This is a genomic window from Leclercia sp. 1548, assembly GCF_050435045.1.
Taxonomy (GTDB): domain Bacteria; phylum Pseudomonadota; class Gammaproteobacteria; order Enterobacterales; family Enterobacteriaceae; genus Enterobacter; species Enterobacter adecarboxylatus.
The window spans coordinates 282,118-308,847 of record NZ_JBNDJP010000002.1 but is presented as its reverse complement, the minus strand read 5'-3'; the positions used below and the strand labels follow the sequence as shown (position 1 = coordinate 308,847).

The window sequence follows — 26,730 nt, the reverse complement described above, 5'->3', positions numbered from 1 at the left end:
TAATCAATGTCGCTATGTTTGTAGGGTCGAGGCGCTGCTGCGCTGGAAAGATGCGCATTTTCCCGCTACTATGCAGCCCTTTGTGATCGACCGCACAGATCCAGCCAACCGCCACTAACTTGCGAAAAACTATGTCTCATACCCATGCCTCTCCCCGGACCTTATCGGTCCTGCGTTCTCCGTCGCTGTTAATGCGCGAAACCCTGGCCGGTGTGATCACCGCGCTGGCGTTAATCCCCGAGGTGATCTCCTTCTCGGTAGTGGCGGGGGTCGATCCGAAAGTGAGCCTGTTCGCCTCGGTGGTGCTCTGTCTGTCGCTGTCGGTGATAGGTGGACGTCCGGCGATGGTGACCGCTGCCGCAGGCTCGGTGGCGCTGGTGATTGGGCCGATGGTGCATCAGCATGGCGCGCAGTATATTCTGCCTGCGGTGCTGCTGGCGGGCCTGATCCAGATCCTGTTCGGCGCGCTGGGAATGGCGCGCCTGATGCGCTTTATTCCCCAGTCGGTGATGACCGGGTTTGTGAACGCGCTGGGGATTTTAATCTTCTTTGCCCAGGTGCCCCATTTCTGGAGCAGAAGTCCGTTGATTGTCGGTCTCTTTGTTCTGACGCTGCTGATTGTGCTGTGGGCACCCCGCTACATTAAAAGTATTCCTTCCCCGCTGATCGCCATTGTGGTCCTGACGCTTTACACCGTCACCAGCGGCCAGCTGCTGCCAACCGTGGGCGACGAAGGATCTATCGGCGGCGGCCTGCCGGGTATCACTCAGATGCTGGTGCCCCTCAACCTGCAAACCCTGAGCATTATCTGGCCCTGCGCGCTGAGCATTGCCTTCGTCGGCCTGATGGAGTCGCTGCTGACGGCAAAACTGGTGGATGAACTGACGGCCACGCCGTCCAGCAAGCGCCGCGAGAGCGTAGGGCTGGGCGTAGCCAATATCCTGGCGGGCTTCTTTGGCGGGATCGCCGGGTGCGCGATGATCGGTCAGACCATCGTTAACGTCGAAATGGGTAAAGGTCGCAGCCGTGTCTCCACCCTGGCGGCCGGGCTGGTGTTGCTGCTGTTGGTCACTGCCCTGAGCGAAGTAATGGCAAAAATTCCGATGGCGGTGCTGGCGGGGATCATGGCCATTGTCGCCATCAAAACCTTTAACTGGCAGAGCATTCGCCCTGCCACGGTGAAAGGTGCGCCCGTCGCCGAAACCCTGGTGATGCTGGTGACCGTCGCGGCCACCGTCTCAACCGGCAATCTGGCCATTGGCGTGCTGGGCGGGATTATCCTTATGGCGATCCTCCCTGCCCGTCTGCGCCGCCACAGCGCCGCTACAGCAGAAACAGCGTCGCCAGCCCAAGAAAAATAAAGAACCCGCCGGTATCGGTAATGGCGGTGATCATCACGCTCGACCCCACTGCGGGGTCGCGCCCGAGGCGGGTCATCACCATCGGAATGATGACCCCCATCAACGCCGCTACCAGCAGGTTCAGCACCATCGCCAGGGTCATTACCCCACCCAGCGCCATGTCGTCGTACAGCCACCAGGTGACGCCCCCCATAATGCCGCCCCACACCAGACCGTTAATCAGCGCCACGCCAAGCTCACGCAGGATCAGGAAGGTAAAGTTGCCGGGCTGAATGTGCTGTAGCGCCAGGGCGCGCACAATCATGGTGATGGTCTGGTTACCGGTATTTCCGCCAATGCCTGCCACAATAGGCATCAACGAGGCCAACGCCACCAGCTGTGAAATGGTATGTTCAAACCCGTCGATCACCCGCGAGGCGATAAAGGCGGTGCAGAGGTTGATCGCCAGCCAGGCCCAGCGGGTTTTCACCGCCTTGCTTACCGGGGCATAGACATCCTCTTCCGCGCTGAGACCCCCAAGGGCGCGCATATCGTTATCGGTCTCTTTATAGACCACATCCACAATCTCATCGATGGTCAGTCGCCCCATCAGCTTACCCACCGCGTCTACTACCGCGGCGCTGAGCAGGTTGTCGCGCTCAAAGGTACGGGCCGCTTTCTCGGCGTCATCTTCCGGGGAGAAGAGCATCGGCTGGGTGTCCATCACCTCGCTGACTTTGCTCTGGGCGCTGTTAAGCAGAATGGTCTGTAGCGCCAGCTCGCCGAGCAGGGTTTTATCCCGGGAGGTGACAAAAAGTTTATCGGTGTTTTTCGGCATTTTGCCGAGCCGACGCAGGTAGCGCTGTACCGTGCCCAGGGTCACATCCGGGCGCACCGTGATGACGCTGAACTCCATGATCGCCCCGACGCGGTCCTGCTCATAGTGCAGGACCTGGTGCACGCGGGCGCGTTCCTGCGGTGGCAGCGACACCAGCAGGCGTCCGGTCAGGTTACGCGGCAGATGCTGAACGAGGTAAATCTGGTCGTCGATATCCAGGGTGCGCAGGGCATCAAGGATCGCATGGTCGCTCATCTCATCGATAAGATCTTCCCAGACGTTCTCCGAGGCCTCTACCAGGACCTGCCCACGCTCGTGATCCTGCACCAGACGCCACAAGGCATGGCGCTCTTCCGAAGGTAATGCTTCGAGGGTGTCAGCCAGATCCGGTGGCGGTAAATGCGCCACCAACGCCCCTACCTCAGCAATATCGTCGGCTAATGTGCCGACGTCATATTGCTCAGCCAGGGTCAGTTTACCCAGCAGAGTGGACGTGAGCGCTTTGTCGGTGGTCATCAACCAGATCAGGCGCGCACGCTCTTCATCGCGCAGCCGTGCGCTGTTTTTGCTTAATGCAGACATTAATCATAAATCCATTAAATGAGTTGGCATTAAGCATAGCGCGGGCTTTTGTAATTTTTAATAAACGGATGAGAGGAAAGAATAAAAAAGCAGCAGTCATGAGGGGGAATGGCCCGGCGGCGTTGCGCCTGCCCGGGCTGATAAAACGCAGGCCGGGTGAGGTGAAGCCACCCCCCGGCACATTGACACTCAGGCGGTACGGGACACCGCATCACGCGAGGCGGCATCGCGCTCGGCACCGGTCAACTCACTCAGCTGGCCGCTGCGCATCTCCAGCAGGCGGTCGGCATGAATAAAGTAGTGATCGTCATGGCTGATCGCGAAAATAGTTTTGCCCATCTGCTGCATCAGCGGCAGCAGTACCTGGTAAAACTCGCGGCGGAAATGCGGGTCCTGATCGGCAGCCCACTCATCCAGCAGAATGATGTCGCGCTCTTCCGCCAGCGCCAGCAGCAATGCCACGCGCTTCTTCTGCCCTTTCGACAGCTTGAGGTTAAGGATCTTGCCATCCTGCAACTCCAGCTTGTGCGACATTTGCAGATGCGCCAGCCACTTCTCCACCAGCGCCGGATCGGCCTGTTTGCCTTCCGGGCCAAGCAGTTGATCGAACAACCACACGTCGGTGAACACGGCGGAAAACAGCTTGCGGTAATCTTCCGGTTTTTCGGCGCTGAGGGGTTTACCGTCCAGCAGGATCTCCCCCGACTGCGGCTGATACAGGCCGGTCAGCAGCATCGCCAGCGTCGATTTACCGCTGCCGTTGCCGCCAATCAGGAACAGCAGTTCGCCGCGGTTGAGGGTTAAGTTCACCGGCCCGACGGAAAAGGCACTGTCCTGATACTGAAAGGTAACGTTACGCAGCTCCAGGGTCTGCCAGTCCGGGAAGGCCTGCGGACGTGGGAATTCGGCTTTATAGGGCGCGAGAGAGAACTTGCGCAGCTTGTTAAAGGCCACCTGGGCGCTGAGCAGGGTCGGCAGCGCGCCGACGGCTGAGAGCAGCGGCGTGCGCAGGAAAAGCAGCGTCAGCGAGTAGGTGGCAGCGACATTGGTATCTGCCCAGCCGAGGCTGTTAGCCATCCAGAAGACCAGGCCAATCGCGCCCAGCATCATAATATTTGACCAGTTAACCGCGCTGAGGTGGAAGGTATCGGCGCGCACAATGTGGTGGCGATATTCGCGGGCATCCGGGATATAGAGATTATTGAAGATATGCTCGGCGCGCTCGCGATTGAGGGTCAGCTCTTTGCGCCCTTCCAGCACCGTCTGATAGTCGTTATAAAGCTTATCTTCGGTTTCACGCAGCACCGCCATGTGCTTATAGACCCGCGACACCAGCATGTAGCCGCCCCAGATGGTGATCACAATCCACAGGGCGGTGATTGCCAGCATTTTGGTGGAGAGCCAGGCCAGATAGGCCGCCGAGCCGAAGGTCAGGATAATCCCCTGCACCAGCTCCGGCAGACGCACAAAAGCGATGGTGATTGAACGCACATCGCTGGTCAACCCGGCCAGCAGTAAGGCGCTGCCCAATTGCTCGACACGTTCAACCTGGGTATCCAGAATACGCTTGATAAACTCGCTGCGCAGGCGGTAAACAAAGTGGTGGCCGAGGGTGGTGAGCGCCAGCTGCGAACCCAGAGTGACGGCCATCAGCAGCACCAGCAGCCCGAGAAATTCCGGCAGCACCATCAGGGTGGTGTCCACCGTTTCAATTAAACGCAGGTTAATGAAGGCGATAAGCCCAATACCCAACGCGGCGCTGAGCAGGCTCAATGCCATTACCGCGATAAACGGCCAGCGGTATTGACGCCAGACCAGTAACAGGAGTTCCATACAGAGCAATCCAGACAAGAAAAATCAGCCAGCAGTGTAAACTGCCCGCCACTTACATCAAGAATAATTCTTATTTTTATTCGTTATTCGCCGCCTGCCGGAAGGTGAGGTTGTAGCGACAGTCGCCCGTGAGGGGATGCACCCCCGGCTTAAGCGGCTGAATGCCATGATAAAACAGGCGGGAAGGCCCACCCCACACCACCACATCACCGTGCTCCAGCAGCAGGCGTTGAAGCGGATCGTTGCGGTGTAATCCGCCGAACTGGAAGACCGCGGGCAGGCCGAGCGATACCGAAACAATCGGCGCCCGCAGGTCTGCCTCGTCCTTATCCTGATGCAGAGAGAGTTTAGCCCCGACGGCGTAGCGGTTGATAAGACAGGCGTCCGGCTGAAAGTCAGGATAACCGGCCGCGCAGGCCGCATCATGGCACAGAGCGGCAAAAACGTCCGGCATCGGCGGCCAATGCGCGTCGGTCAGCGGATCGACGGGTGAATAGAGGTAGCCGCGCGTGTTAGTGGTCCAGCCCAGTCCGCCGCAGTTGGTCATCGCCACCGACATCGTGTATCCCCCGGGGGTCACCATCTGCCGAAACGGCGACGCGCTGGCGACCTGTTCGATCCCCTGCATTAAGGCGCTGGCCCGCGCCTGGGCAAAGCGGCGCAGGATCACTGCCCCGGGCACCAGCGGCTCCTGCCAGGGTTCAGCATCAGCAAAAAGATCCAGCATCACACCTCCTCTTTGTTGGCTTCGCGACGCAGCAGCGCCGCCTTGCGGACCGTGCCCCAGCGGTAGCCCGACAGCCCGCCGTCGCGACGAATCACCCGGTGGCAGGGGATGACAATCGCCAGCGTATTAGCGGCGCAGGCCCGGGCCACTGCCCGCACCGCGCCGGGATGGCCAATGGCGTTGGCCACCTGCTGATAGCTTGCGGTTTCGCCCACGGGAATGGCGCGCAACGCCTGCCAGACCTGACGCTGGAAGGCGGTGCCGCGAATATCCAGCGGCAGGGCGAGAGCGACATCGTGGTTATCCACGCTGGCGATCACCTGTGCAACGCGCGCGGCGAAGGCGGCATCGGCCTGTTCTCGCCGGGCGTGGGGAAAGAGTGTTTCAAGTTCGGCGATCAGGGCGCTGTCATCATCCCCGGGTAAAATGGCGCAGACACCCCGCACGCTCTCAGCCACCAGACACCGCCCCAGCGTGCAGTGACTCAGGGCGTAGCGTACGGTGGTATCGTCCCCGCCGTTGCGGTACTGCTTCGCGGTCATTCCCAGGGTGGCATCTGCCTTGCGATAATAGCTGCTGCTGTCCGGGAACCCCGCCGCCAGCACCGAATCGGTAATTTTATCGCCCTGTGCCAGCGCGTGACGCAGCCGTTTCGCCCGGGCCGCCTGCTGCCAGGCTTTCGGGGTCATGCCAGTAAACGCTTTGAAAAGTCGGTGAAGGTGATACGGACTCATCCCCACCTCTTGCGCCAGCGTCCCAAGGGTCAGAGGCTGCTCCTGCTCCAGTAACCGGCAGGCTTTTTCGATGGTGGCGACCCGCTGCGCCTGCGGATCCTGTTGATCCGGGCGGCAGCGTTTGCAGGGACGAAATCCCGCCTGCGCTGCCTGACCGGCATCGGCGTAAAAGCGAACGTTTTCACGCAGGGCGTGGCGCGCGCGGCAGGAGGGACGGCAGAAGATGCCGGTAGTCTGTACGGCAAACACAAACTGACCATCGGCATTGCCATCGCGGGCCAGCACCGCCAGCCAGCGTTGATCGTCATTCATCGGGTTCGGCTTTTTCATGATCGGCTCCTTATCTAAGCATACGCCTAGCCTGCCTGAACGCCACCCGACAAAAACCCGCAACCTTGCTTTTTAATTCGCGCCGTTGACGAGGAAGCTGGCGAACTGCGGGGACATCCAGGTTTTGAACCCTTCCCCTTCGCGGGTGATCATATAAACCGCCAGCCCTTGTTCACGCACAATCTCTTTGGCTTTTTCTGTGCCCAGCACCATCAGGCCGGTATCCCAGGCATCGGCTTCCAGCGCCGTGGGGGCAATCACCGTCACCGACACCAGATTATGCGTAATCGGGCGGCCGGTCTGGGGATCGATCACATGGGAAATACGTTTACCGTCCAGCTCATAATAGTTGCGGTAGCTCCCGGAGGTGCTGATGCCGTGGCCGTTGATATCGACAATGGCCTGGACCGCATTTTGCTGATCGGTGGGTTTCTGGATCGCCACGCGCCAGGGCTTATCGCTGGCATTCATGCCGCGGCTGACCAGCGCGCCACCCACCGACACCAGATAGCGCGGGATCCCCTCCTCGGCCATCAGCCGGGCCAGGTGATCGGCGGCATACCCCTCCCCTACCGTCGAGAGATCGACATAGAGATCGGGGATGTCTTTTTCGAGGTATTGCTTGCCGGCCTGATTAATGACCGTCAGATGTTGCAGGCCCGTTTGCGCCCGGGCATCGTCAATCTGCGCCTGGTCAGGGGTTTTCACCGGCTGCTTGTTCGGGCCAAAGCCCCACAGATTCACCAGCGGGCCGACGGTGATATCCATCGCACCGTTGGTTTTGTACCCCACCCGCAGCGACTCGGTGACAATATCCGCCATCGCTTCGCTCACCGGCCAGGGAGAAGTGCTTTGGGACTGATTAAAGCGCATCAGGGCAGAGTCGTTTTTATAGGTGGACATCAGCTGGTCGTCGCCATCCAGCTGGGACTGGATCTTCCCGCGCAGCTCTTCAGCCCGGTCAGCAGAGAGATCAATGACGCTAACGCGCCAGAAGGTGCCCATGGTTTTCCCTTCCAGCACCGTCGCAGCGGCGGTGTCGGCCTTAGCCGGAGGAGTGGGATCATCACATGCAGACAGCATTAAGAGCGTCGCCAGAAAACCGGCGCGCAGAAAAGTAATTTCCATTCGTTATTATCCTCAAGCCTGAGACCGGCAAGAGTACACTAAAAAGCACGCTTTGTAAGGGCCTGATAGTAAGGCCAAAAAAAGGGGCCTTTTGGCCCCTTTTGCAATAGTACGTAAGACTTAGAACTGGTAAACCAGACCCAGCGCTACGATGTCATCAGTGCTGATGCCGGCACGGTCGGTGAAGGCATTTTCATCCAGCAGGTTGATTTTGTAATCAACGTAGGTGGACATGTTTTTGTTGAAGTAGTAAGTCGCGCCAACATCAACATATTTCAGCAGATCCTGGTCGCCATTACCTTCGATGTCCTTACCTTTGGACTGCAGGTAAGCCACGGATGGACGCAGACCGAAGTCGAACTGATACTGTGCTACCACTTCGAAGTTCTGTGCTTTGTTAGCGAAGCCATAAACAGCGTTAGTGCCGCCGGACTGAGAGTCACCGAAACGGGTCGCGTTGTAAGTCTGGGTGTACTGCGCTGCCAGATACAGGTTGTTCGCGTCGTATTTCAGGCCACCGCTGTACACTTCAGCATGGTCGCCACGGCCGTAAACGCGCGGGCCGTTCTGATCTGCGGTACGTTTGGAGGATGCTGCTGCCGCGCCTACGCTGAAGCCTTCGCCCAGGTCATAGGTCAGGGAGCCGCCGAAGCCGTCGCCGTTCTGTTTCAGCAGGCTACGACCGGTGTCGTTTTCACCGCTGACGCTGCCGTTTTTACCCTGGTACTGCAGAGCAAAGTTCAGGCCATCAACCAGACCGAAGAAGTCCTGGTTACGGTAAGTTGCAACGCCGTTACCACGGGATTGCAGGAAGTTGTCGGAACCGTAGGTGTCGCCGCCGAATTCTGGCAGTACGTCGGTCCAGGAGGTGACGTCGTAGATGACGCCGTAGTTACGACCGTAGTCGAAAGAACCTGCTTCAGCGAATTTCAGACCAGCGAAGGCCACACGTGTCCAGGACTGGTTGTCGCTCTCGGTGGTGTTGCCCTGAATCTGGTATTCCCACTGACCGTAGCCAGTGATCTGGTCGTTAACCTGAGTTTCGCCTTTGAAGCCGAGACGCATGTAGGTCTGATCGCCATCAGCGCCGTCGTCATCAGAGAAATAGTGCAGACCATCTACTTTGCCGTAGAGATCTAATTTGTTGCCGTCTTTGTTATAAATTTCAGCCGCATTCGCTGCGCCTGCTACCAGCAGTGCTGGCACCAGGAGGGACAGTACTTTAACTTTCATTATTTTAACCCTCTGTTATATGTCTTTTATTACCACTGCTTACTGATTAACCCTCTTAACCAGTCGGCAATCTCATTCTCCTCAAAAATACAGAATAATCCAATAAGAATATGATACGAAAACTTTTAAGATGTTTCATATTGCCGTATAGATGTTTCAATTTGTAAAAACAAGGGAACTTTTTGGGCGCACATAAAGCCAAAAAATAAAGCACCAAAAATCAAAAACTTAAAATTAAACATATAAATCAAAGAGTTAAGAAAAAATAAATTATAGCACTGATTGACAAAACAAAATGACGCCTCGCTACTAAAATATCTCTCGCTATCATCATTAACTTTATTTATTACCGTCATTCAAATTTGAATGTCTGTTTATCCAGAATTGAACCGAATGCACTGCATTCGGTTTTTTTTTACCTTTCTTTACGCAAATCTGAATTATTTGTGCTACCCACCCGAAACTATAACGACTATTAATTAAATCGTTGCGCGCTATTTTTAGGCGCAAAAAATGGACGGGTAATTTAATTTCTTGTTAATTCGTGCGATTTTTTTTCCGTATTGTCCCTTATTTGTACAATATCAGTCTGACCGTACAGATTTAACTCACCCCGCCTTCCTCGCACAGCGAAGCGAAAAAGTCAGCCTCTAAGGTGGCGTGAGGCTGGAAATTCGATTATTACGCTTTATACTGCCCTACTCGCCTGAAGCGCAGCCATAACAGGTTAAACACATCCATGAGTCAGTCTGATACCACAGCCGCGAACAAATTCTCCCTGCTTCCGGGCAGCATTACCCGTTTCTTTCTTCTATTGATCGTTGTGCTGTTAGTGACCATGGGCGTAATGGTGCAGAGCGCGGTGAACACCTGGTTAAAAGACAGAAGTTATCAGATTGTCGATATCACCCATGCGCTCCATAAACGCATCGACACCTGGCGTTACGCAACCTGGCAGATTTACGACAACATCGCAGCCACGCCAACCACCTCATCCGCAGATGGGTTGCAGGAGACGCGCCTGAAGCAGGATGTTTACTATCTGGAGAAAGCGCGGCGCAAAACCGAAGCCCTGATCTTTGGCTCCCACGACAGCGCCACGCTGGAGATGACCCAACGCATGTCGACCTATCTCGATACGCTGTGGGGCGCGGAGACGATTCCCTGGTCGATGTACTACCTCAACGGTCAGGACAACAGCATGATCCTGATCTCCACCCTGCCGTTGAAAGATCTCTCTTCCGGTTTTAAAGAGTCCTCGGTCGGCACGGTAGTCGACTCCCGGCGCGCAGAGATGCTGCAGCAGGCCAATGCCCTGGACGAGCGCGAAAGCTTCTCTTCCCTGCGCCGGCTGGCCTGGCAAAATGGCTACTACTTTACCCTGCGCACCACCTTTAATCAGCCGGGCCATCTGGCGACGGTGGTGGCCTTCGATCTGCCGATTAACGACCTGATCCCCCCGGATATGCCGCTCGAAAGCTTCCGTCTGGAGCAGGACACCGCAGCGCAAAACCTGCGCGCGCCGACGGACAAAGAAAGCCCGGATAGCGTCTCTATCTCCTTTAATGGCTCGAAAATCGAGATTGCCTCCTCGCTGAACACCACCGGCATGCGCCTGGTCTGGCAGGTGCCTTTCGGTACGCTGCTGCTGGATACCCTGCAAAATATTCTGTTGCCGCTGCTGCTTAATATCGGTCTGCTGGCGCTGGCGCTGTTTGGTTACAGCACCTTCCGCTCGCAGCCGGGTCGCCAGAGCGATGTTCCCGTTGCCGCTGGCACCAGCAATGAGCTGCGCGTTCTGCGCGCCCTGAATGAAGAGATTGTCTCGGTGTTGCCGCTCGGGCTGCTGGTGCATGACCAGGAGGCCAACCGCACGATAATCAGCAATAAAATTGCCGATCACCTGCTGCCGCACCTGAATCTGCAAAACATTACCAGCATGGCCGATCAGCATCAGGGCGTGATTCAGGCGACCGTCAATAATGAGCTGTACGAAATCCGCCAGTTCCGCAGCCAGGTGGCGTCACGCACGCAGATCTTTATCATTCGCGATCAGGATCGCGAGGTACTGGTCAATAAAAAGCTCAAGCAGGCACAGAGGCTGTACGAGAAGAACCAGCAGGGCCGGGCGGCATTTATGCAAAATATCGGCGATGCCTTCAAACTGCCGCTGAAGGCACTGGCCAGCGAAGCGGCCCAGTTAACCAGCCCGGAAAGCCTGCAACTGTCGAGCCATGCCGATACGCTGGTTCGGTTGGTGGATGAGATCCAGCTCGCCAATATGCTGGAAAATGACAGCTGGAAGAGCAACGCAACCCTGTTCTCGATTCAGGACCTGATCGATGAAGTGGTCCCGGAAGTGCTGCCGGTGATCAAGCGTAAAGGGCTGCAGCTGCTAATCAACAACCCGCTGCGGGCCAACGATGAACGCCACGGCGACCGTGACGCGCTGCGTCGCATTCTGCTGATGCTGATCCAGTACGCCGTCACGACAACCCAGATCGGCAAAATCACCCTTGAAGTGAGCAGCGATGAATCGGCCGAGGACCGCCTCACCTTCCGTATCCTCGATACCGGCGAAGGGGTCACCGCCAGCGAAATCGATAATCTGCACTTCCCGTTCCTGAACGATACCCAGGGTGACAACTACGGCAAAGCTAACGCCCTCACCTTCTGGCTCTGCGATCAGCTGGCGCGTAAGCTCGGTGGTCATCTGAATATCAAAGCCCGTGAATCGCTGGGCACCCGTTATTCACTGCACGTGAAGATGCCTGCGACACCGCAGGATGCGGAAGAGGATGAACGTCTGCTGGATGAGGTGGTGATCATGGTAGACGTCACCTCCAATGAGATCCGCAATATCGTTGTGCGTCAGCTGGAAAACTGGGGAGCAACCTGTATTTCCCCGGATGAAAGACTGGCAAGTCAAGAATATGATCTCTTTTTAACAGATAATCCGTCTAATCTTACTGCCTCGGGCTTGCTTTTAAGCGATGATGAGCCAGGCGTGCGAAAAATTGGCCCCGGCCAGGTGCGCGTCAACTTTAATATGAGCAATGCCATGCAGGAAGCTGTACTACAACTTATAGAGGAGCAACTGGCGCAAGAAACGATCCCGGAATCCCCACTGGGCGGCAATGAAAATGCCGAATTGCAGGCTAGCGGCTATTATTCTCTCTTCGTAGACACAGTACCAGATGATGTTAAGAGGTTGTATACTGAATCCGCCGCGAACGACTTTGCGGCGCTGGCTCAGACAGCACACCGGCTCAAAGGGGTGTTTGCCATGCTTAATCTGGTTCCAGGCAAGCAATTATGTGAAACGCTGGAACATCTTATTCGCGAGAAAGATGCCGCCAGCATAGAAAAATACATCAGCGACATTGACGACTATGTCAAAAGCTTGCTGTAGCAAGGTAGCCTTATACATGAACAATATGAACGTAATTATTGCCGATGACCATCCGATTGTACTGTTCGGTATTCGCAAATCACTTGAACAGATCGAGTGGGTGAATGTAGTCGGCGAATTTGAAGATTCCACAGCACTGATTAATAACCTCCCGAAACTTGATGCGCACGTGCTCATCACCGACCTTTCCATGCCTGGAGATAAATACGGTGACGGGATCACGCTGATCAAATACATCAAGCGTCACTTCCCAAGCATTTCGATCATCGTGCTGACCATGAACAACAACCCGGCCATTTTAAGCGCCGTGCTGGATCTCGATATCGAAGGGATTGTCCTGAAACAGGGCGCACCTACCGATCTGCCAAAAGCGCTGGCCGCGCTGCAGAAAGGGAAGAAATTTACCCCGGAAAGCGTCTCCCGCCTGCTGGAAAAAATCAGCGCTGGCGGTTACGGCGACAAACGTCTGTCACCGAAAGAGAGCGAAGTGTTGCGTCTGTTCGCAGAAGGTTTCCTGGTTACCGAAATTGCCAAGAAACTGAACCGCAGCATCAAGACCATCAGTAGCCAGAAGAAATCTGCAATGATGAAACTGGGCGTGGAAAACGATATCGCCCTGTTGAATTATCTCTCCTCCGTGACCCTGAGTCCGGCAGATAAAGAGTAACCGGCAGGTCAACGTAAAAAGGCAACGTAAGTTGCCTTTTTTTATGCCCCGCTTTCAGGCAGTTGCGGGATGTTCACCCCACCCCAGCCCTCTATTTCCAGGAAGAAAGAGCACCCGGCAGGCCCGCGTAAGCGAAGCATAAGTGGGCAATAAAAAAGCCCACAAGTGGGTAATGCCAGTCAGTTAAACGATTCGGTATTCCTAAATGACTGAAGTGGAGGGGTTACGTTCACTAAAGCACCTATGCTTTATGCCCCTTCCGCTGCGGTGAACGTGCCAGGGGGTTCGCCGCCTCCCACTCCCTGGCTACCCCTGCTCCCGGCAGGCTATGCCCTCTCGGCCTGCGGTCAACGCTTCGGCGATTTTCAGCCGGATTCCCCCACCCTCACGCTTCTCAGTCGCCTGAATGTGGCACGGGTGTTGATTCCCCGCTGAAACCGGCGAAACGGAGATCGGATGACAAGGGCTGGACGCCAGGGATGGCGGCCAGAGGCGAATCGAGACAGGATGTCGAGTTGAGCCGACCGCAGGCAGCCGGTCGGGAGGTGAGCGCAGTGCGAAGCACCGGTTTCATTGCGGGGCCGCGGGGATTGACAAGGGGGGCCCGGCGGCCCCCCTTGTCACGTTCACGGGTTATGTAATGCCATGTTCTGCTGAACATGAGGTGAACGGAACAATCCGCCGGGCTTAACTGCCTGGCATTACCACAAGTGGGCTTTTTTTATACTCGCGTCTTCCTCACCCGCTCCGCGTACACCGATAGCGTCTGTTTCAGCACGTCCAGCGTTACCGGCTTGGAAAGACAGCTGTCCATCCCCGACTCCAGACAGCGCTGTTTCTCTTCCGCCAGGGCGTTAGCGGTGACGCCCACCACCGGCAGCGTCAGCCCCAGCTGGCGAATGCGTTGGGTCAGGCGATAGCCATCCATGTTCGGCATGTTCACGTCGCTCAGGACGATGTCGATATGGTTTTTACTCAGCACATTCAGCGCATCCACACCATCGTTCGCGGTCTTGCACTGATAGCCCAGCGAGCCAAGCTGGTCAGCCAGCAGGCGGCGGTTAATCGGATGGTCATCCACCACCAGGATCATCATGTCTTCATTCATCGACTGCACCGATTCCGGTGACGGTAGCGCCGTCGTGCCGTCGGCTGTCTCCATCTCCACACGGTAGATCCGCGCCAGCAGCGTAATCAGTTCGTGCGGCGAGGCCACGCTGTTCACCCATTCACCGTGGGCACGCTCCTGGGCAATGCCAATATGGCGACGGCAGAAGATCACTGCCGCTTTACCCTGCCACGGCTGCGTCAGTTCATCGTCGGTGATGAGCATGTCTTCTGCGTCCGGCGTTTGGCCTGTGTAGCGTGCCACGCGAATACCGTGTGTCGTCAGCAGGGATTCCAGATAGGCATACAGCGAGGCATTATTGACCGCTAACCAACAGCGTTTATCACTTAATCCCTCTACCAGCCCGTTGGCCGGAGACTGCGCGGCATACAGCGGAATGCGGATGGTGAACTGGCTACCCATACCGGGTTCGGTATCCACCGAGATATCGCCGTCCATCATGCTGATCAGTTTTTCACAGATCGCCAGCCCCAGACCGGTGCCCTGGAAATTGCGCTGAACCCCGGTCCCCACCTGGAAGAACGGGTCGAAGAGTTTGACCACCTCTTTGGCCGGAATACCGACCCCGGTGTCGCGCACGCGAATGCTCAGATAGTCCCCTGCCCTGGAGACATGCATCACAATGCAGCCCATGTCGGTAAATTTAATGGCGTTGCTGAGCAGGTTGGAGATCACCTGCTGCAGGCGCATCGGATCGCCCTGCAGGGATACCGGCACGTCCGGCTCAATAAAGCAGTACAGTCCCAACTGCTTACGTACCACCAGCGGCAGGTAGTTGGCGCTGATATGGTTCATCACCTCGCGCGGTGAGAATTCGCGCGGCTCAATTTTCAGCTGCTCGGACTCAATTTTGGAGAAGTCGAGAATATCGCTGATGATTTTCAACAGCAGGCTGGAGGAGTTATTCATCGCCGTCACCAGACGGTCTACGCCCCGGGGCAGCTCTTTGGTCTGCAGCAGATCGAGGTTACCAATAATACCGTACAGCGGGGTGCGCAACTCGTGGCTGACCGTCGCAAGGAACATCGATTTCGACTGGCTGGCCTGTTCAGCCGACTGGGCCATGTCCTGCAACGACTCTTCCATTTTGACGCGCGCGGAGACATCCACCAGCACGCAGATGGCGACGTTCTCGTTGCGATAGCGCGAGTGCACAAAGCTAATCTGCAAATTGGTGTTGTTGCTGGTGAGCACGTCGACAAAGTTGACCTGCTGTCCGCAGATAATCTGCGTCAGCCGCTGCCGATCCTCGTGGGTCAGCATATTGAGATAGTTATGCGCCAGCTCGTTACTGAGGATGTTAGTCCCATCCAGGGTGCGCAGAATACAGATCCCCACCGGCGCAGAGGCGACAATCTTGCGGTTGAACTGCTCATGCTCCTCGAGGCGCTGAGCATCGATCTCCGCCGGGATAAATATTTTGCGCTCGTACATCCGCGCCAGGGTAAACAGCGCAATCCCCACCAGCACGTTGAGTAGCACCGAGTTGAGGATCAGCATGCGGATACGTTCCAGGACCAGATCCACCGGAACGGAATAGACGATGCTCAGGGACGATGGCGGCAGGCTCTTTTTCAGCACCAGATCGCGGAAACCGGAGGTATAACCAAACCACGAACGCTCCTGCATCCAGCGAGGGTCGACCTTGAGACGTGTTTCTGGCCCCGCCAGCGAGATAAGGCTGTGGCCATTTTCATCGAGAATGGTTACGCCCATCGGCAGATTGCCGGGGGTGAAAAAGTTCTCCATGCGGATAGTCTGTTCAGTGCCGAGCATCGCCTGCAGGCGGTTCGCCAGATAGACCGGCGTCATGGCATAGAAGTACCCTACCCCTGGACGCGGCCCCTGGCCAATCCAGAACAGGTTGTTGCCGCGCTCATCCTGCGGTGCGTTGCGGTATTTGGTGATCCGTTCGCGCAGGCTTTTCAGGGCGTTTTCGCGATCGACCGGCACGTCACGCAGGCCAAAATTGGCCATACAGAGATTTTCGCTGCCAATCAGAAAGACCCGGTTCAGATCGTACGCTGCCGAGAAGTTATCGCGCCAGTAGCGCATAAACCAGGCCAGTGACGCCAGCGAACCCCGCCATGCCGGCCCCATAACAGAACAGTCAGAATCGGGGAACAGCGGCTCAAAGTTGGGCACCTCGGTTTTACTGTCGCGTCCGCGGGTGGCCAGTACGCCGTTTTCTGCCGTCAGACGGTTCTCCGCGATGTACTTGAGTTCCTTCATGACGTCTGCGGTGCGCTGAATGTAGCGCTGGGACTGTTCGTAGCTAAGGTTGAACTCCTGGCGGATCTCCGACTCCTTCTGGTGCAGCGCATTGACGATGTAAAACACCGAAAACAGGGCGATCAACACCCAAATCAGGAGCGCCAGCGCCCGGAACAGATAGCGAGAAACTTTCAGCGTGGTTCGAAAGGAGACGAGGTATTTCAAGGGGGCGAGGCTCCGCCATCAGGGTCAAAAGGAATGGGCTTTAAGGTAGCGGTAAACGCGCATAGTCGCAATGTTCGGTTGTCTGCAATTGCGTGTACCGGCAAAAGAAAAGGGCCGGAGACCGGCCCTTTATCGTCAGGAGACATTACTCTTCAGCGTCATCCGCTGCATCGTCGTCAGTATCCGCTTCCGGTGCGATCTCATCGTCACCTTCTGCTACGCTGCCGTCGATAGAGTCGAGCTCTTCGTCATCCACTGGCTCAGCGACGCGCTGCAGACCCACCACGTTCTCATCTTCCGCGGTACGGATGAGGATCACGCCCTGGGTGTTACGGCCTACCACGCTGATCTCGGACACGCGAGTACGCACCAGCGTACCGGCATCGGTGATCATCATGATCTGGTCGGTATCATCAACCTGAACCGCGCCAACCACGGAGCCGTTACGCTCAGTCACTTTGATCGAGATAACGCCCTGGGTGCCGCGGGACTTGGTTGGATACTCGTCCTGGGCGGTACGTTTACCGTAGCCGTTCTGCGTAACGGTCAGGATTGCGCCTTCGCCGCGCGGAACAATCAGGGAGACAACGCTGTCTTCGCCCGCCAGTTTGATGCCGCGAACACCGGTCGCAGTACGACCCATGGCGCGCACTGCGCTCTCTTTGAAGCGCACCACTTTACCGGCGGCAGAGAACAGCATCACTTCGTCGGAACCGGAGGTCAGATCCACACCAATCAGTTCGTCGCCTTCGTTCAGGTTGACGGCGATAATGCCGGCAGAACGTGGACGGCTGAACTCGGTCAGGGCGGTCTTCTTCACCGTACCGCTGGCGGTTGCCATAAAGACGTTCACGCCTTCTGCGTACTCACGAACCGGCAGAATGGCGGTGATACGCTCGTTCTGCTCCAGCGGCAGCAGGTTGACGATTGGACGTCCACGTGCGCCACGGCTCGCTTCCGGCAGCTGATAGACCTTCATCCAGTACAGACGGCCCCGGCTTGAGAAGCAGAGGATGGTGTCGTGGGTGTTGGCCACCAGCAGGCGGTCGATAAAGTCTTCTTCTTTAATACGTGCCGCTGACTTGCCCTTACCGCCACGACGCTGTGCTTCGTAGTCGGTTAACGGCTGGTACTTCACGTAGCCCTGGTGAGACAGGGTCACAACAACGTCTTCCTGGTTGATCAGGTCTTCGATGTTGATATCAGCGGTATTGGCCGTGATTTCAGTGCGACGCTCATCGCCGAACTGATCGCGAACCAGCGCCAGCTCTTCGCGGATCACTTCCATCAGACGATCGGCGCTGCCGAGGATATGCAGCAGCTCGGCAATCTGTTCCAGCAGCTCTTTGTACTCGTCGAGCAATTTTTCGTGCTCAAGGCCGGTCAGTTTCTGCAGACGCAGATCCAGAATCGCCTGAGCCTGCTGCTCGGTCAGATAGTACTGGCCATCACGCACGCCGAACTCGGGTTCCAGCCACTCTGGACGCGCAGCGTCATCGCCCGCACGTTCCAGCATTGCTGAGACATTACCCAGCGCCCATGGCTGAGCCACTAACGCCGCTTTCGCTTCCGCAGGGGTTGGCGCACGGCGAATTAACTCGATGATCGGATCGATGTTCGCCAGCGCAACGGCCAGCGCTTCAAGGATGTGCGCACGATCGCGGGCTTTACGCAGTTCGAAAATGGTACGGCGAGTCACCACTTCACGGCGGTGACGCACGAACGCGCTCAGAATGTCTTTCAGGTTCATGATCTTCGGCTGACCATGGTGCAGCGCAACCATGTTGATCCCGAAGGAGACCTGAAGCTGAGTCAGGGAGTAGAGGTTGTTCAGTACCACTTCCCCTACCGCGTCACGTTTGATTTCAATCACGATACGCATGCCGTCTTTGTCAGACTCATCACGCAGCGCGCTGATACCTTCAATGCGTTTCTCTTTAACCAGCTCGGCAATCTTCTCGATCAGGCGCGCTTTGTTCACCTGATACGGTATTTCGTGGACGATGATGGTCTCACGGCCGGTTTTGGCGTCGGCTTCGACTTCTGCGCGGGCACGAATATAGATCTTGCCGCGACCGGTACGGTACGCTTCTTCAATGCCGCGACGGCCATTAATGATGGCGGCGGTCGGGAAGTCCGGGCCGGGGATGTGTTCCATCAGCCCTTCAATGCTGATGTCTTCATCGTCGATATAGGCCAGGCAACCGTTGATCACTTCCGTGATGTTGTGCGGCGGAATGTTAGTCGCCATACCTACTGCGATACCGGACGCACCGTTTACCAGCAGGTTAGGGATCTTGGTTGGCATCACATCGGGAATGCGCTCGGTGCCGTCGTAGTTATCGACGAAATCAACGGTCTCTTTTTCCAGGTCGGCCATCAGCTCGTGGGCGATTTTCGACATACGGATTTCCGTATAACGCATCGCCGCCGCGGAGTCACCATCGACCGAACCAAAGTTACCCTGACCATCTACCAGCATGTAACGCAAGGAGAATGGCTGCGCCATACGGACGATGGTGTCGTACACGGCGGTATCACCATGCGGGTGATATTTACCGATTACGTCACCAACGACACGGGCAGATTTTTTGTAGGCTTTATTCCAGTCATTGCCCAATACGTTCATGGCGTATAGTACGCGACGGTGTACCGGCTTAAGTCCATCGCGGACATCCGGCAGCGCACGGCCAACAATGACCGACATCGCATAATCCAGATAGGAGCTCTTCAGCTCTTCCTCGATGTTAACCGGTGTAATTTCTCTCGCAAGGTCGCTCATCTAACCGCTATCCCTCTACTGTATCCCGGATTCAAAGGTCGGAAATTATAACACACCCGCTTAGGTTTAAACTAATTTGCTTTGTTATCCTGATATACTTCCTCGTCTTTAAATTACGGAGTAAAAGCGTCCATGAATGCGGAAAAATCCCCGGTGGCTCCCAACGTTGACCATGAAGAGATCGCCAAATTCGAAGCCGTCGCCTCGCGCTGGTGGGATCTTGAAGGTGAGTTTAAACCCCTGCACCGCATTAACCCCCTGCGTCTGGGCTATATCGCGGAACGCTCCGGCGGCCTGTTCGTTAAAAAGGTGCTCGATGTAGGCTGCGGCGGCGGTATCCTGGCAGAGAGTATGGCGCGCGAAGGCGCTACCGTGACCGGGCTGGATATGGGCTTCGAGCCGCTACAGGTGGCGCGACTGCATGCGCTGGAAAGCGGTATTCAGGTGGAGTACGTGCAGGAAACGGTTGAAGAACACGCCGCGAAGTTTGCCCAACAGTATGACGTCGTCACCTGCATGGAGATGCTGGAGCACGTGCCCGACCCGCAATCGGTGGTGAACGCCTGCGCAAAACTCGTTAAACCGGGCGGCCAGGTGTTCTTCTCCACCATCAACCGCAACGGCAAGGCGTGGCTGATGGCCGTGGTCGGCGCAGAATACGTGCTGCGGATGGTGCCAAAAGGCACCCACGATGTGAAAAAATTCATCAAACCGGCAGAGTTACTGAGCTGGGTCGATGGCACCTCCCTGAAAGAGCAGCACATGACCGGTCTGCACTACAATCCTCTGACCGACAAGTTCAAACTGGCGCCAGGCGTGGACGTTAACTACATGCTCCATACCACCGCCAAAAAAGACTAAGGTTATCTACTCTTTTTCTAAGAATGCGCAGCAGTTTGTTGCGCATTTTTGACCACCCGTTGAAGAAATCAGCAGTCGATCAATTTTTCATTTTTTTTTCTACATTATTGACATCACGTCCAGGCCTTACGGTACGAGGACTTACGCTTTTTTACTCTTTCACAACCTCAATTTAACCTCAAAATCAACTCTTGTACTGAAAAGAATCCTTACTAGAATACTCACCATCTTGCGTTATCCTTATCGTAAAACCCCTATATGTAGTATTTATCCACAGAGGTCTGTGGATAAGCGGGGGATATTTTCTTTTTTCACGGACAGGTAAAAACCCACATGAATCAGAGTCTGCTGGTGACAAAGCGCGACGGTGCTACCGAGCGTATCAATCTGGACAAAATCCATCGTGTTCTCGACTGGGCAGCAGAAGGACTGAATAACGTATCCATTTCTCAGGTGGAACTGCGCTCCCATATCCAGTTCTATGACGGCATCAAAACGTCTGATATCCACGAAACCATTATCAAAGCCGCGGCGGATCTGATCTCCCGTGAAGCACCGGATTATCAGTACCTCGCAGCCCGTCTGGCCATTTTCCACCTGCGTAAAAAAGCCTACGGCCAGTTTGAGCCGCCAGCGTTGTTCGATCATGTGGTGAAGATGGTAGAGCTGGGCAAATACGACACGCATCTGCTGGAAGACTACACGGAAGAAGAGTTCAAGCAGATGGACGGGTTTATCGATCACTGGCGTGATATGAACTTCTCCTACGCCGCGGTGAAGCAGCTGGAAGGGAAATACCTGGTCCAGAACCGTGTGACCGGCGAAATCTACGAGAGCGCCCAGTTCCTCTACATTCTGGTGGCCGCCTGCCTGTTCTCTAACTATCCGCGTGCTACCCGTCTGGAATACGTGAAGCGTTTCTACGATGCGGTTTCCACCTTCAAGATTTCTCTGCCGACGCCGATCATGTCCGGCGTGCGCACCCCTACCCGTCAGTTCAGCTCCTGCGTACTGATCGAGTGTGGCGATAGCCTGGACTCCATTAACGCCACCTCCAGCGCCATTGTGAAATACGTTTCCCAACGCGCCGGTATCGGTATTAACGCCGGTCGCATCCGTGCGCTGGGCAGCCCAATTCGCGGCGGTGAAGCGTTCCACACCGGCTGTATTCCATTCTACAAACACTTCCAGACTGCGGTGAAATCCTGCTCTCAGGGCGGCGTACGCGGTGGCGCAGCCACCCTGTTCTACCCGATGTGGCATCTGGAAGTCGAAAGCCTGCTGGTACTGAAAAACAACCGTGGCGTGGAAGGTAACCGCGTACGTCACATGGATTACGGCGTTCAGATCAACAAGCTGATGTACACCCGTCTGCTGAAAGGCGGCGACATCACCCTGTTCAGCCCGTCAGACGTCCCGGGCCTGTACGACGCCTTCTTTGCCGATCAGGATGAGTTCGAGCGTCTGTACGTTCAGTATGAAAACGACGACAGCATCCGTAAGCAGCGTGTGAAAGCGGTTGAACTGTTCTCCCTGATGATGCAGGAACGTGCTTCCACGGGCCGTATCTACATCCAGAACGTTGACCACTGCAACACCCACAGCCCGTTCGATCCGGTCGTTGCACCAGTGCGCCAGTCCAACCTGTGCCTGGAGATCGCCCTGCCGACCAAACCGCTGGAAGATGTGAACGACGAAAACGGCGAGATCGCCCTGTGTACGCTCTCTGCGTTCAACCTGGGTGCGATTAATAGCCTGGACGAGCTGGAAGAGCTGGCAGTGCTGGCGGTTCGCGCGCTGGATGCGCTGCTGGACTACCAGGATTACCCAATCCCAGCGGCAAAACGCGGGGCAATGGGTCGTCGTACTCTCGGCATTGGCGTGATCAACTACGCTTACTGGCTGGCGAAAAACGGCAAACGTTACTCCGACGGCAGCGCCAATAACCTGACGCACCAGACCTTCGAAGCCATTCAGTACTACCTGCTGAAAGCCTCTAACGAACTGGCCATCGAACAAGGCGCCTGCCCGTGGTTCAACGAAACCACCTACGCCAAAGGCATTCTGCCGATCGATACCTACAAGAAAGATCTGGACGGGATCGTCAGCGAGCCGCTGCACCTCGACTGGGAAGGCCTGCGCGAGTCGATTAAAACCCACGGCCTGCGTAACTCTACGCTCTCTGCCCTGATGCCGTCCGAGACCTCCTCGCAGATCTCCAACGCCACCAACGGCATCGAGCCGCCGCGCGGTCACGTGAGCATCAAAGCGTCGAAAGACGGGATCCTGCGCCAGGTGGTGCCAGACTACGAGCTGCTGAAAAACAACTACGAGCTGCTGTGGGAAATGCCAAACAACGACGGCTACCTGCAACTGGTGGGCATCATGCAGAAGTTTATCGACCAGTCGATCTCTGCGAACACCAACTACGATCCATCACGCTTCCCGTCAGGGAAAGTACCGATGCAGCAGCTGCTGAAAGACCTGCTCACCGCCTATAAATTTGGCGTGAAAACCCTGTACTATCAAAACACCCGTGACGGTGCGGAAGATGCGCAGGACGATCTGGTCCCGTCCATTCAGGATGATGGCTGCGAAAGCGGCGCATGTAAGATCTAAGTAATTTTGCCGGGTAGCGTTACGCTTACCCGGCTTACGTTTTTGTAGGCCCGGCCCGCCGGGCAGTACAATCTCAACAGGACACACTCATGGCATACACCACCTTTTCACAGACGAAAAACGACCAGCTCAAAGAGCCGATGTTCTTCGGCCAGCCGGTCAACGTGGCACGCTACGATCAGCAAAAATATGACATCTTCGAAAAGCTGATTGAAAAGCAACTCTCCTTCTTCTGGCGCCCGGAAGAGGTTGACGTTTCCCGCGACCGTATCGATTTCCAGGCTCTGCCAGAACACGAAAAGCACATCTTCCTCAGCAACCTGAAGTATCAGACGCTGCTGGACTCCATCCAGGGCCGTAGCCCGAACGTGGCGCTGCTGCCGCTGATCTCTATCCCGGAGCTGGAAACCTGGGTTGAGACCTGGGCGTTCTCCGAGACGATCCACTCCCGCTCTTATACCCATATCATTCGTAACATCGTCAACGATCCGGCGATTGTGTTTGATGATATCGTCACCAACGATCAGATCCTGAAGCGCGCCGAAGGCATTTCTCACTTCTATGACGACCTGATCGAGATGACCAGCTACTGGCATCTGCTGGGTGAAGGCACGCACACCGTGAACGGCAAAACCGTGACCGTGAATCTGCGTGAGCTGAAGAAAAAGCTCTACCTGTGCCTGATGAGCGTGAACGCGCTGGAAGCGATCCGCTTCTACGTCAGTTTTGCCTGCTCCTTCGCTTTCGCAGAACGCGAGTTGATGGAAGGCAACGCCAAAATCATCCGCCTGATTGCCCGCGATGAAGCCCTGCACCTGACCGGCACCCAGCATATGCTGAACTTGCTGCGCAGCGGCGTGGACGATCCCGAGATGGCCGAAATTGCTGAAGAGTGCAAACAGGAAAGTTACGACCTGTTTGTTCAGGCGGCGCAGCAGGAGAAAGAGTGGGCGGAATACCTGTTCCAGGGCGGCTCCATGATCGGCCTGAACAAAGATATTCTCTGCCAGTACGTGGAGTACATCACCAACATCCGTATGCAGGCGGTTGGTCTCGATCTGCCGTTCCAGACCCGCTCCAACCCGATCCCGTGGATCAACACCTGGCTGGTTTCCGATAACGTGCAGGTGGCGCCGCAGGAAGTGGAAGTAAGTTCCTACCTCGTCGGTCAGATTGACTCCGAAGTCAACACTGACGATTTGAGCGATTTCCAGCTCTGATGAGCCGCGTGACGCTTCGTCTTTCTGGCACAGAGATCCTGTGCCAGGAAGAGCACCCTTCCCTGCTCGTTGCGCTGGAATCTCACCAGATTGAAGTTGAATACCAGTGCCGTGAAGGTTACTGCGGCTCCTGCCGCTGCCGTCTGGTGATAGGCCAGGTCGACTGGATCACCGAGCCGCTGGCCTTCATTAACGAAGGGGAAATTTTGCCTTGCTGCTGCCGGGCAAAAGGGGATATCGAAATCGAAATGTAAGCGCCCTTATCCCCTCTCCCGTGGGAGAGGGTTAAGGTGATGTCTTCGTCTTACCCGACCAACCAAATCTACTTCCGCTGAATAAACTCGACCGCCTTATCCGGGAAGTCCGTAAACAACCCGTCCACACCCGCCTGGTTATACAGCACGTCGTAAAGCTGATTCACGTCCGTCGCATAGTCCGGCAACTGGTCTGCACGCACCGTGTACGGGTGCACCTGCAGCTTGCTGGCATGGGCGTCTTTTACCATCGCCGTCAGCTTAACGTGACCCGGCGTTGAGCCGTCCGCCACCAGCATGTGGTAATCCGGCCCAATACCGTCCGCGTACTGCGCAATTTGCTGCATTGCTCCCGGTTTAAACATCCAGTCGTAGCTGTAGTTGATCCACTTGCCGTCAGGCTGTTTCTCCTGGGTTTCATTCCAGTCGGTATAGGCAATCAGTTGCACCAGATTGAGGTCCATCCCCATCTTCGGCTCCAGCTCGGTTTTGATGCGTTTCAGTTCAGCGGCATCAAAACACTGGAGATACACCTTGTCCTCTTTGCGGGTGTAGCCATACTCCTTTAGCACTGCCAGCGTTTTCGCCGCAATATCTTTGCCTTCCTGATGGTGGAACCACGGCGCTTTGATTTCCGGGTAGATACCGATGTTTTTACCGGTGGAGTGGTTCAGCCCCTGAACAAACTCTATTTCCTCTTCGAAAGTGTGAATGCGGAAGTCAGATTTGCCCATCGGGAAACGTCCCGGATAGACCTGCACCTTCTTGCCGTTTTCGATCTCAAAACCTTCGGTAAATTTCAGCGAACGGATTTCCGCCAGCGTAAAGTCGATGGCGTAATAACGGCCATCTTTACGGGCGCGGTCCGGGAAACGTTCCGCCACATCCGTCACGCGATCCAGATAATGATCATGCAGGACAACCAGTTGGTCGTCCTTCGTCATCACCAGATCCTGCTCCAGATAGTCCGCGCCCTGTGCATAGGCCATCGCTTTTGCCGGAAGCGTGTGCTCCGGCAAATAACCGCTCGCGCCACGGTGGGCGATAACAATTTTATCGGCCGCCAGCGCGGAGCCGGTCATCAGCCCCGCCAGCAGCAGGCCAGTCGCTAATTGGGTCAGTTTCAAAGCCCTTCTCCTTATTGACGACGTGCCAGCACTTCAGCGTGGTGACGTTTTTCCCCGATCATGACCACAATCAGCAGCAGTACCGCCAGGACGCTCCCGCCAATCATCACCATAAAGCCGCCGTCCCAGCCGAAGAAGTCAACGGTATAGCCAACAATGGCGCTGGCCGCGACCGAACCGCCCAGATAGCCAAACAGACCGGTAAAGCCCGCCGCTGTCCCTGCCGCTTTTTTCGGTGCCAGCTCCAGGGCGTGCAGGCCAATCAGCATTACCGGGCCATAGATCAGGAAGCCGATGACGATCATGCACGCCATGTCTACGGATGGATTACCCGGCGGGTTGAGCCAGTAAACGATGGTCGCAATGGTCACCAGAGTCATAAAGAAGACGCCCGTCGCACCACGGTTGCCCCGGAAGACTTTGTCCGACATCCAGCCGCATAGAAGCGTGCCCGGGATCCCTGCATACTCATACAGGAAGTAGGCCCAGGAAGATTTATCCAGCGCGAAGTGCTTCACTTCTTTCAGATAGGTTGGCGACCAGTCCAGAATGCCGTAGCGCAGCAGATAAACAAACACGTTCGCCACCGCGATGTACCACAGCAGTTTGTTTGGCAGCACATATTTCATGAAGATCTGTTTTGCCGACAGCTCTTCTTCGTGCTGCTCGCTGTAATCATCGGGGTAGTCGTTTTTGTACTCTTCGATCGGCGGCAGGCCACAGGACTGCGGTGTATCACGCATCAGGGCAAAAGCGATAATCGCCACCACGATGGCACCAAAGGCAGGCATATAGAGCGCCGCTTTCCAGTCGTTGAACCAGGCCATACCGAGCAGGAACAGCAGTGGCGGAATACCGCCGCCGACGTTATGCGCGCAGTTCCACACCGACACGATGCCGCCACGCTCTTTCTGCGACCACCAGTGCACCATGGTGCGTCCGCACGGCGGCCAGCCCATCCCCTGGAACCAGCCGCAGAGGAACAGCAGCACAAACATGACCGCAATACTGGAGGTCGCCCAGGGAACGAAGCCCATAAAGAGCATCACCGCTGCCGCCAGAATCAGCCCGGCAGGCAGGAACACGCGCGGATTCGAACGATCCGACACCGACCCCATGATGAACTTGGAAAAACCATAGGCAATGGAGATCCCTGACAACGCGAACCCCAGATCGCCGCGCGAAAAGCCCTGCTCCACCAGATAGGGCATGGCAAGCGCAAAGTTCTTACGCACCAGGTAATAAGCCGCATACCCGAAGAAAATCCCCAGGAAGATTTGCCAGCGCAGGCGGCGATAAAGCGGATCTATTTCTGCCTCTGGCAGACGCGCCTGATGCGGCGCAGGTTTAAAGATACTGAGCATGACAGCCTCCGTGGCCTTAGAGAAAGTGAGCAGGTGGCTCGCACCTGATTCCAGAGGCGGGGATGTTAAGAAATCACAGCGATTGTTACTGTGAATCAACGCACAAATTGT

The 26,730-nt window shown here is 56.1% G+C and carries 16 protein-coding genes and 1 pseudogene; 7 read left to right on the top strand and 10 right to left on the bottom strand.

Annotation, left to right across the window (positions count from 1 at the left end; all coding sequences use genetic code 11):
- Window positions 1-14: 14 nt before the first annotated feature.
- A pseudogene (locus ABIE02_RS06720) lies at window positions 15-1,361 on the top strand (SulP family inorganic anion transporter).
- Here the strand turns inward: ABIE02_RS06720 and mgtE are convergent.
- The 6 genes from mgtE to ABIE02_RS06690 all read right to left on the bottom strand — a co-directional run bounded on the left by mgtE (window position 1,324) and on the right by ABIE02_RS06690 (window position 8,745).
- Window positions 1,324-2,760, bottom strand: a complete 1,437-nt coding sequence (gene mgtE, locus ABIE02_RS06715) for a magnesium transporter (RefSeq protein WP_032612695.1) — start codon at window positions 2,758-2,760, stop codon at window positions 1,324-1,326. The pseudogene ABIE02_RS06720 and the gene mgtE sit on opposite strands and share 38 nt — an antisense overlap.
- Window positions 2,761-2,949: 189 nt before the next feature.
- Window positions 2,950-4,593 carry a multidrug ABC transporter permease/ATP-binding protein gene (locus tag ABIE02_RS06710; RefSeq protein ID WP_336994475.1) on the bottom strand — a complete coding sequence of 548 codons (1,644 nt, stop codon included), beginning with the start codon at window positions 4,591-4,593 and terminating at the stop codon, window positions 2,950-2,952.
- 76 nt (window positions 4,594-4,669) lie between these two features.
- Window positions 4,670-5,320, bottom strand: coding sequence for a DNA oxidative demethylase AlkB (gene alkB / locus ABIE02_RS06705; protein WP_336994474.1), 651 nt, complete (start codon window positions 5,318-5,320; stop codon window positions 4,670-4,672).
- The gene (gene ada / locus ABIE02_RS06700; protein WP_059307492.1) at window positions 5,320-6,384 is read right to left on the bottom strand and encodes a bifunctional DNA-binding transcriptional regulator/O6-methylguanine-DNA methyltransferase Ada; all 1,065 of its coding nucleotides are present in this window, start codon (window positions 6,382-6,384) and stop codon (window positions 5,320-5,322) included. Before ada ends, alkB begins: the two co-directional genes overlap by 1 nt.
- 72 nt (window positions 6,385-6,456) lie before the next feature.
- Window positions 6,457-7,512 carry an FAD:protein FMN transferase ApbE gene (apbE, locus tag ABIE02_RS06695; RefSeq protein ID WP_032612703.1) on the bottom strand — a complete coding sequence of 352 codons (1,056 nt, stop codon included), beginning with the start codon at window positions 7,510-7,512 and terminating at the stop codon, window positions 6,457-6,459.
- Window positions 7,513-7,632: 120 nt separating this feature from the next.
- Window positions 7,633-8,745: a porin OmpC gene (locus tag ABIE02_RS06690; RefSeq protein ID WP_032612705.1), complete on the bottom strand. Its 1,113-nt coding sequence runs from the start codon at window positions 8,743-8,745 to the stop codon at window positions 7,633-7,635.
- A gap of 739 nt (window positions 8,746-9,484) precedes the next feature.
- Between ABIE02_RS06690 and rcsD the strand changes: the two genes are divergently transcribed.
- Window positions 9,485-12,157: a phosphotransferase RcsD gene (rcsD, locus tag ABIE02_RS06685; protein WP_059307491.1), complete on the top strand. Its 2,673-nt coding sequence runs from the start codon at window positions 9,485-9,487 to the stop codon at window positions 12,155-12,157.
- Between the two features lie 16 nt (window positions 12,158-12,173).
- Window positions 12,174-12,824 carry a response regulator transcription factor RcsB gene (gene rcsB / locus ABIE02_RS06680; RefSeq protein WP_032612710.1) on the top strand — a complete coding sequence of 217 codons (651 nt, stop codon included), beginning with the start codon at window positions 12,174-12,176 and terminating at the stop codon, window positions 12,822-12,824.
- Window positions 12,825-13,545: 721 nt separating this feature from the next.
- Here rcsB and rcsC read toward each other — a convergent pair.
- Both rcsC and gyrA read right to left on the bottom strand, forming a co-directional pair.
- Window positions 13,546-16,392 (bottom strand): two-component system sensor histidine kinase RcsC, encoded by a 2,847-nt coding sequence (rcsC, locus tag ABIE02_RS06675; RefSeq protein ID WP_032610842.1) that lies wholly within the window; start codon window positions 16,390-16,392, stop codon window positions 13,546-13,548.
- A gap of 145 nt (window positions 16,393-16,537) precedes the next feature.
- The gene (gyrA, locus tag ABIE02_RS06670; RefSeq protein WP_059307489.1) at window positions 16,538-19,174 is read right to left on the bottom strand and encodes a DNA topoisomerase (ATP-hydrolyzing) subunit A; all 2,637 of its coding nucleotides are present in this window, start codon (window positions 19,172-19,174) and stop codon (window positions 16,538-16,540) included.
- Window positions 19,175-19,306: 132 nt separating this feature from the next.
- On the opposite strand from gyrA, the gene ubiG reads away from it, so the two are divergent.
- The 4 genes from ubiG (at window position 19,307) to yfaE (ending at window position 24,128) form a co-directional block, all read left to right on the top strand.
- Window positions 19,307-20,035: a bifunctional 2-polyprenyl-6-hydroxyphenol methylase/3-demethylubiquinol 3-O-methyltransferase UbiG gene (ubiG, locus tag ABIE02_RS06665; protein WP_336994473.1), complete on the top strand. Its 729-nt coding sequence runs from the start codon at window positions 19,307-19,309 to the stop codon at window positions 20,033-20,035.
- 333 nt (window positions 20,036-20,368) lie between these two features.
- Window positions 20,369-22,654: a class 1a ribonucleoside-diphosphate reductase subunit alpha gene (nrdA, locus tag ABIE02_RS06660; RefSeq protein ID WP_032612721.1), complete on the top strand. Its 2,286-nt coding sequence runs from the start codon at window positions 20,369-20,371 to the stop codon at window positions 22,652-22,654.
- An 89-nt stretch (window positions 22,655-22,743) separates the two neighbouring features.
- Complete coding sequence (gene nrdB, locus ABIE02_RS06655) at window positions 22,744-23,874, top strand: class Ia ribonucleoside-diphosphate reductase subunit beta (RefSeq protein WP_032612723.1); 1,131 nt, start codon at window positions 22,744-22,746, stop codon at window positions 23,872-23,874.
- Complete coding sequence (gene yfaE, locus ABIE02_RS06650) at window positions 23,874-24,128, top strand: class I ribonucleotide reductase maintenance protein YfaE (protein WP_165718133.1); 255 nt, start codon at window positions 23,874-23,876, stop codon at window positions 24,126-24,128. The genes nrdB and yfaE overlap by 1 nt, the downstream gene beginning before the upstream one ends.
- 68 nt (window positions 24,129-24,196) lie before the next feature.
- Here the strand turns inward: yfaE and glpQ are convergent, their stop codons facing one another.
- Both glpQ and glpT read right to left on the bottom strand, forming a co-directional pair.
- Window positions 24,197-25,255: a glycerophosphodiester phosphodiesterase gene (gene glpQ, locus ABIE02_RS06645; RefSeq protein ID WP_032612727.1), complete on the bottom strand. Its 1,059-nt coding sequence runs from the start codon at window positions 25,253-25,255 to the stop codon at window positions 24,197-24,199.
- 11 nt (window positions 25,256-25,266) lie between these two features.
- Complete coding sequence (gene glpT, locus ABIE02_RS06640; RefSeq protein ID WP_032612729.1) at window positions 25,267-26,619, bottom strand: glycerol-3-phosphate transporter; 1,353 nt, start codon at window positions 26,617-26,619, stop codon at window positions 25,267-25,269.
- Window positions 26,620-26,730: the final 111 nt, after the last annotated feature.

Bases quoted from the DNA above. Each gene is read 5' to 3' on its own strand.
- apbE (WP_032612703.1), bottom strand. From the start codon at position 7,512: ATGGAAATTACTTTTCTGCGCGCCGGTTTTCTGGCGACGCTCTTAATG.
- ABIE02_RS06710 (WP_336994475.1), bottom strand. From the start codon at position 4,593: ATGGAACTCCTGTTACTGGTCTGGCGTCAATACCGCTGGCCGTTTATC.
- ada (WP_059307492.1), bottom strand. From the start codon at position 6,384: ATGAAAAAGCCGAACCCGATGAATGACGATCAACGCTGGCTGGCGGTG.
- glpT (WP_032612729.1), bottom strand. From the start codon at position 26,619: ATGCTCAGTATCTTTAAACCTGCGCCGCATCAGGCGCGTCTGCCAGAG.
- yfaE (WP_165718133.1), top strand. From the start codon at position 23,874: ATGAGCCGCGTGACGCTTCGTCTTTCTGGCACAGAGATCCTGTGCCAG.
- ubiG (WP_336994473.1), top strand. From the start codon at position 19,307: ATGAATGCGGAAAAATCCCCGGTGGCTCCCAACGTTGACCATGAAGAG.
- rcsB (WP_032612710.1), top strand. From the start codon at position 12,174: ATGAACAATATGAACGTAATTATTGCCGATGACCATCCGATTGTACTG.
- nrdB (WP_032612723.1), top strand. From the start codon at position 22,744: ATGGCATACACCACCTTTTCACAGACGAAAAACGACCAGCTCAAAGAG.
- gyrA (WP_059307489.1), bottom strand. From the start codon at position 19,174: ATGAGCGACCTTGCGAGAGAAATTACACCGGTTAACATCGAGGAAGAG.
- rcsD (WP_059307491.1), top strand. From the start codon at position 9,485: ATGAGTCAGTCTGATACCACAGCCGCGAACAAATTCTCCCTGCTTCCG.
- ABIE02_RS06690 (WP_032612705.1), bottom strand. From the start codon at position 8,745: ATGAAAGTTAAAGTACTGTCCCTCCTGGTGCCAGCACTGCTGGTAGCA.
- nrdA (WP_032612721.1), top strand. From the start codon at position 20,369: ATGAATCAGAGTCTGCTGGTGACAAAGCGCGACGGTGCTACCGAGCGT.
- alkB (WP_336994474.1), bottom strand. From the start codon at position 5,320: ATGCTGGATCTTTTTGCTGATGCTGAACCCTGGCAGGAGCCGCTGGTG.
- mgtE (WP_032612695.1), bottom strand. From the start codon at position 2,760: ATGTCTGCATTAAGCAAAAACAGCGCACGGCTGCGCGATGAAGAGCGT.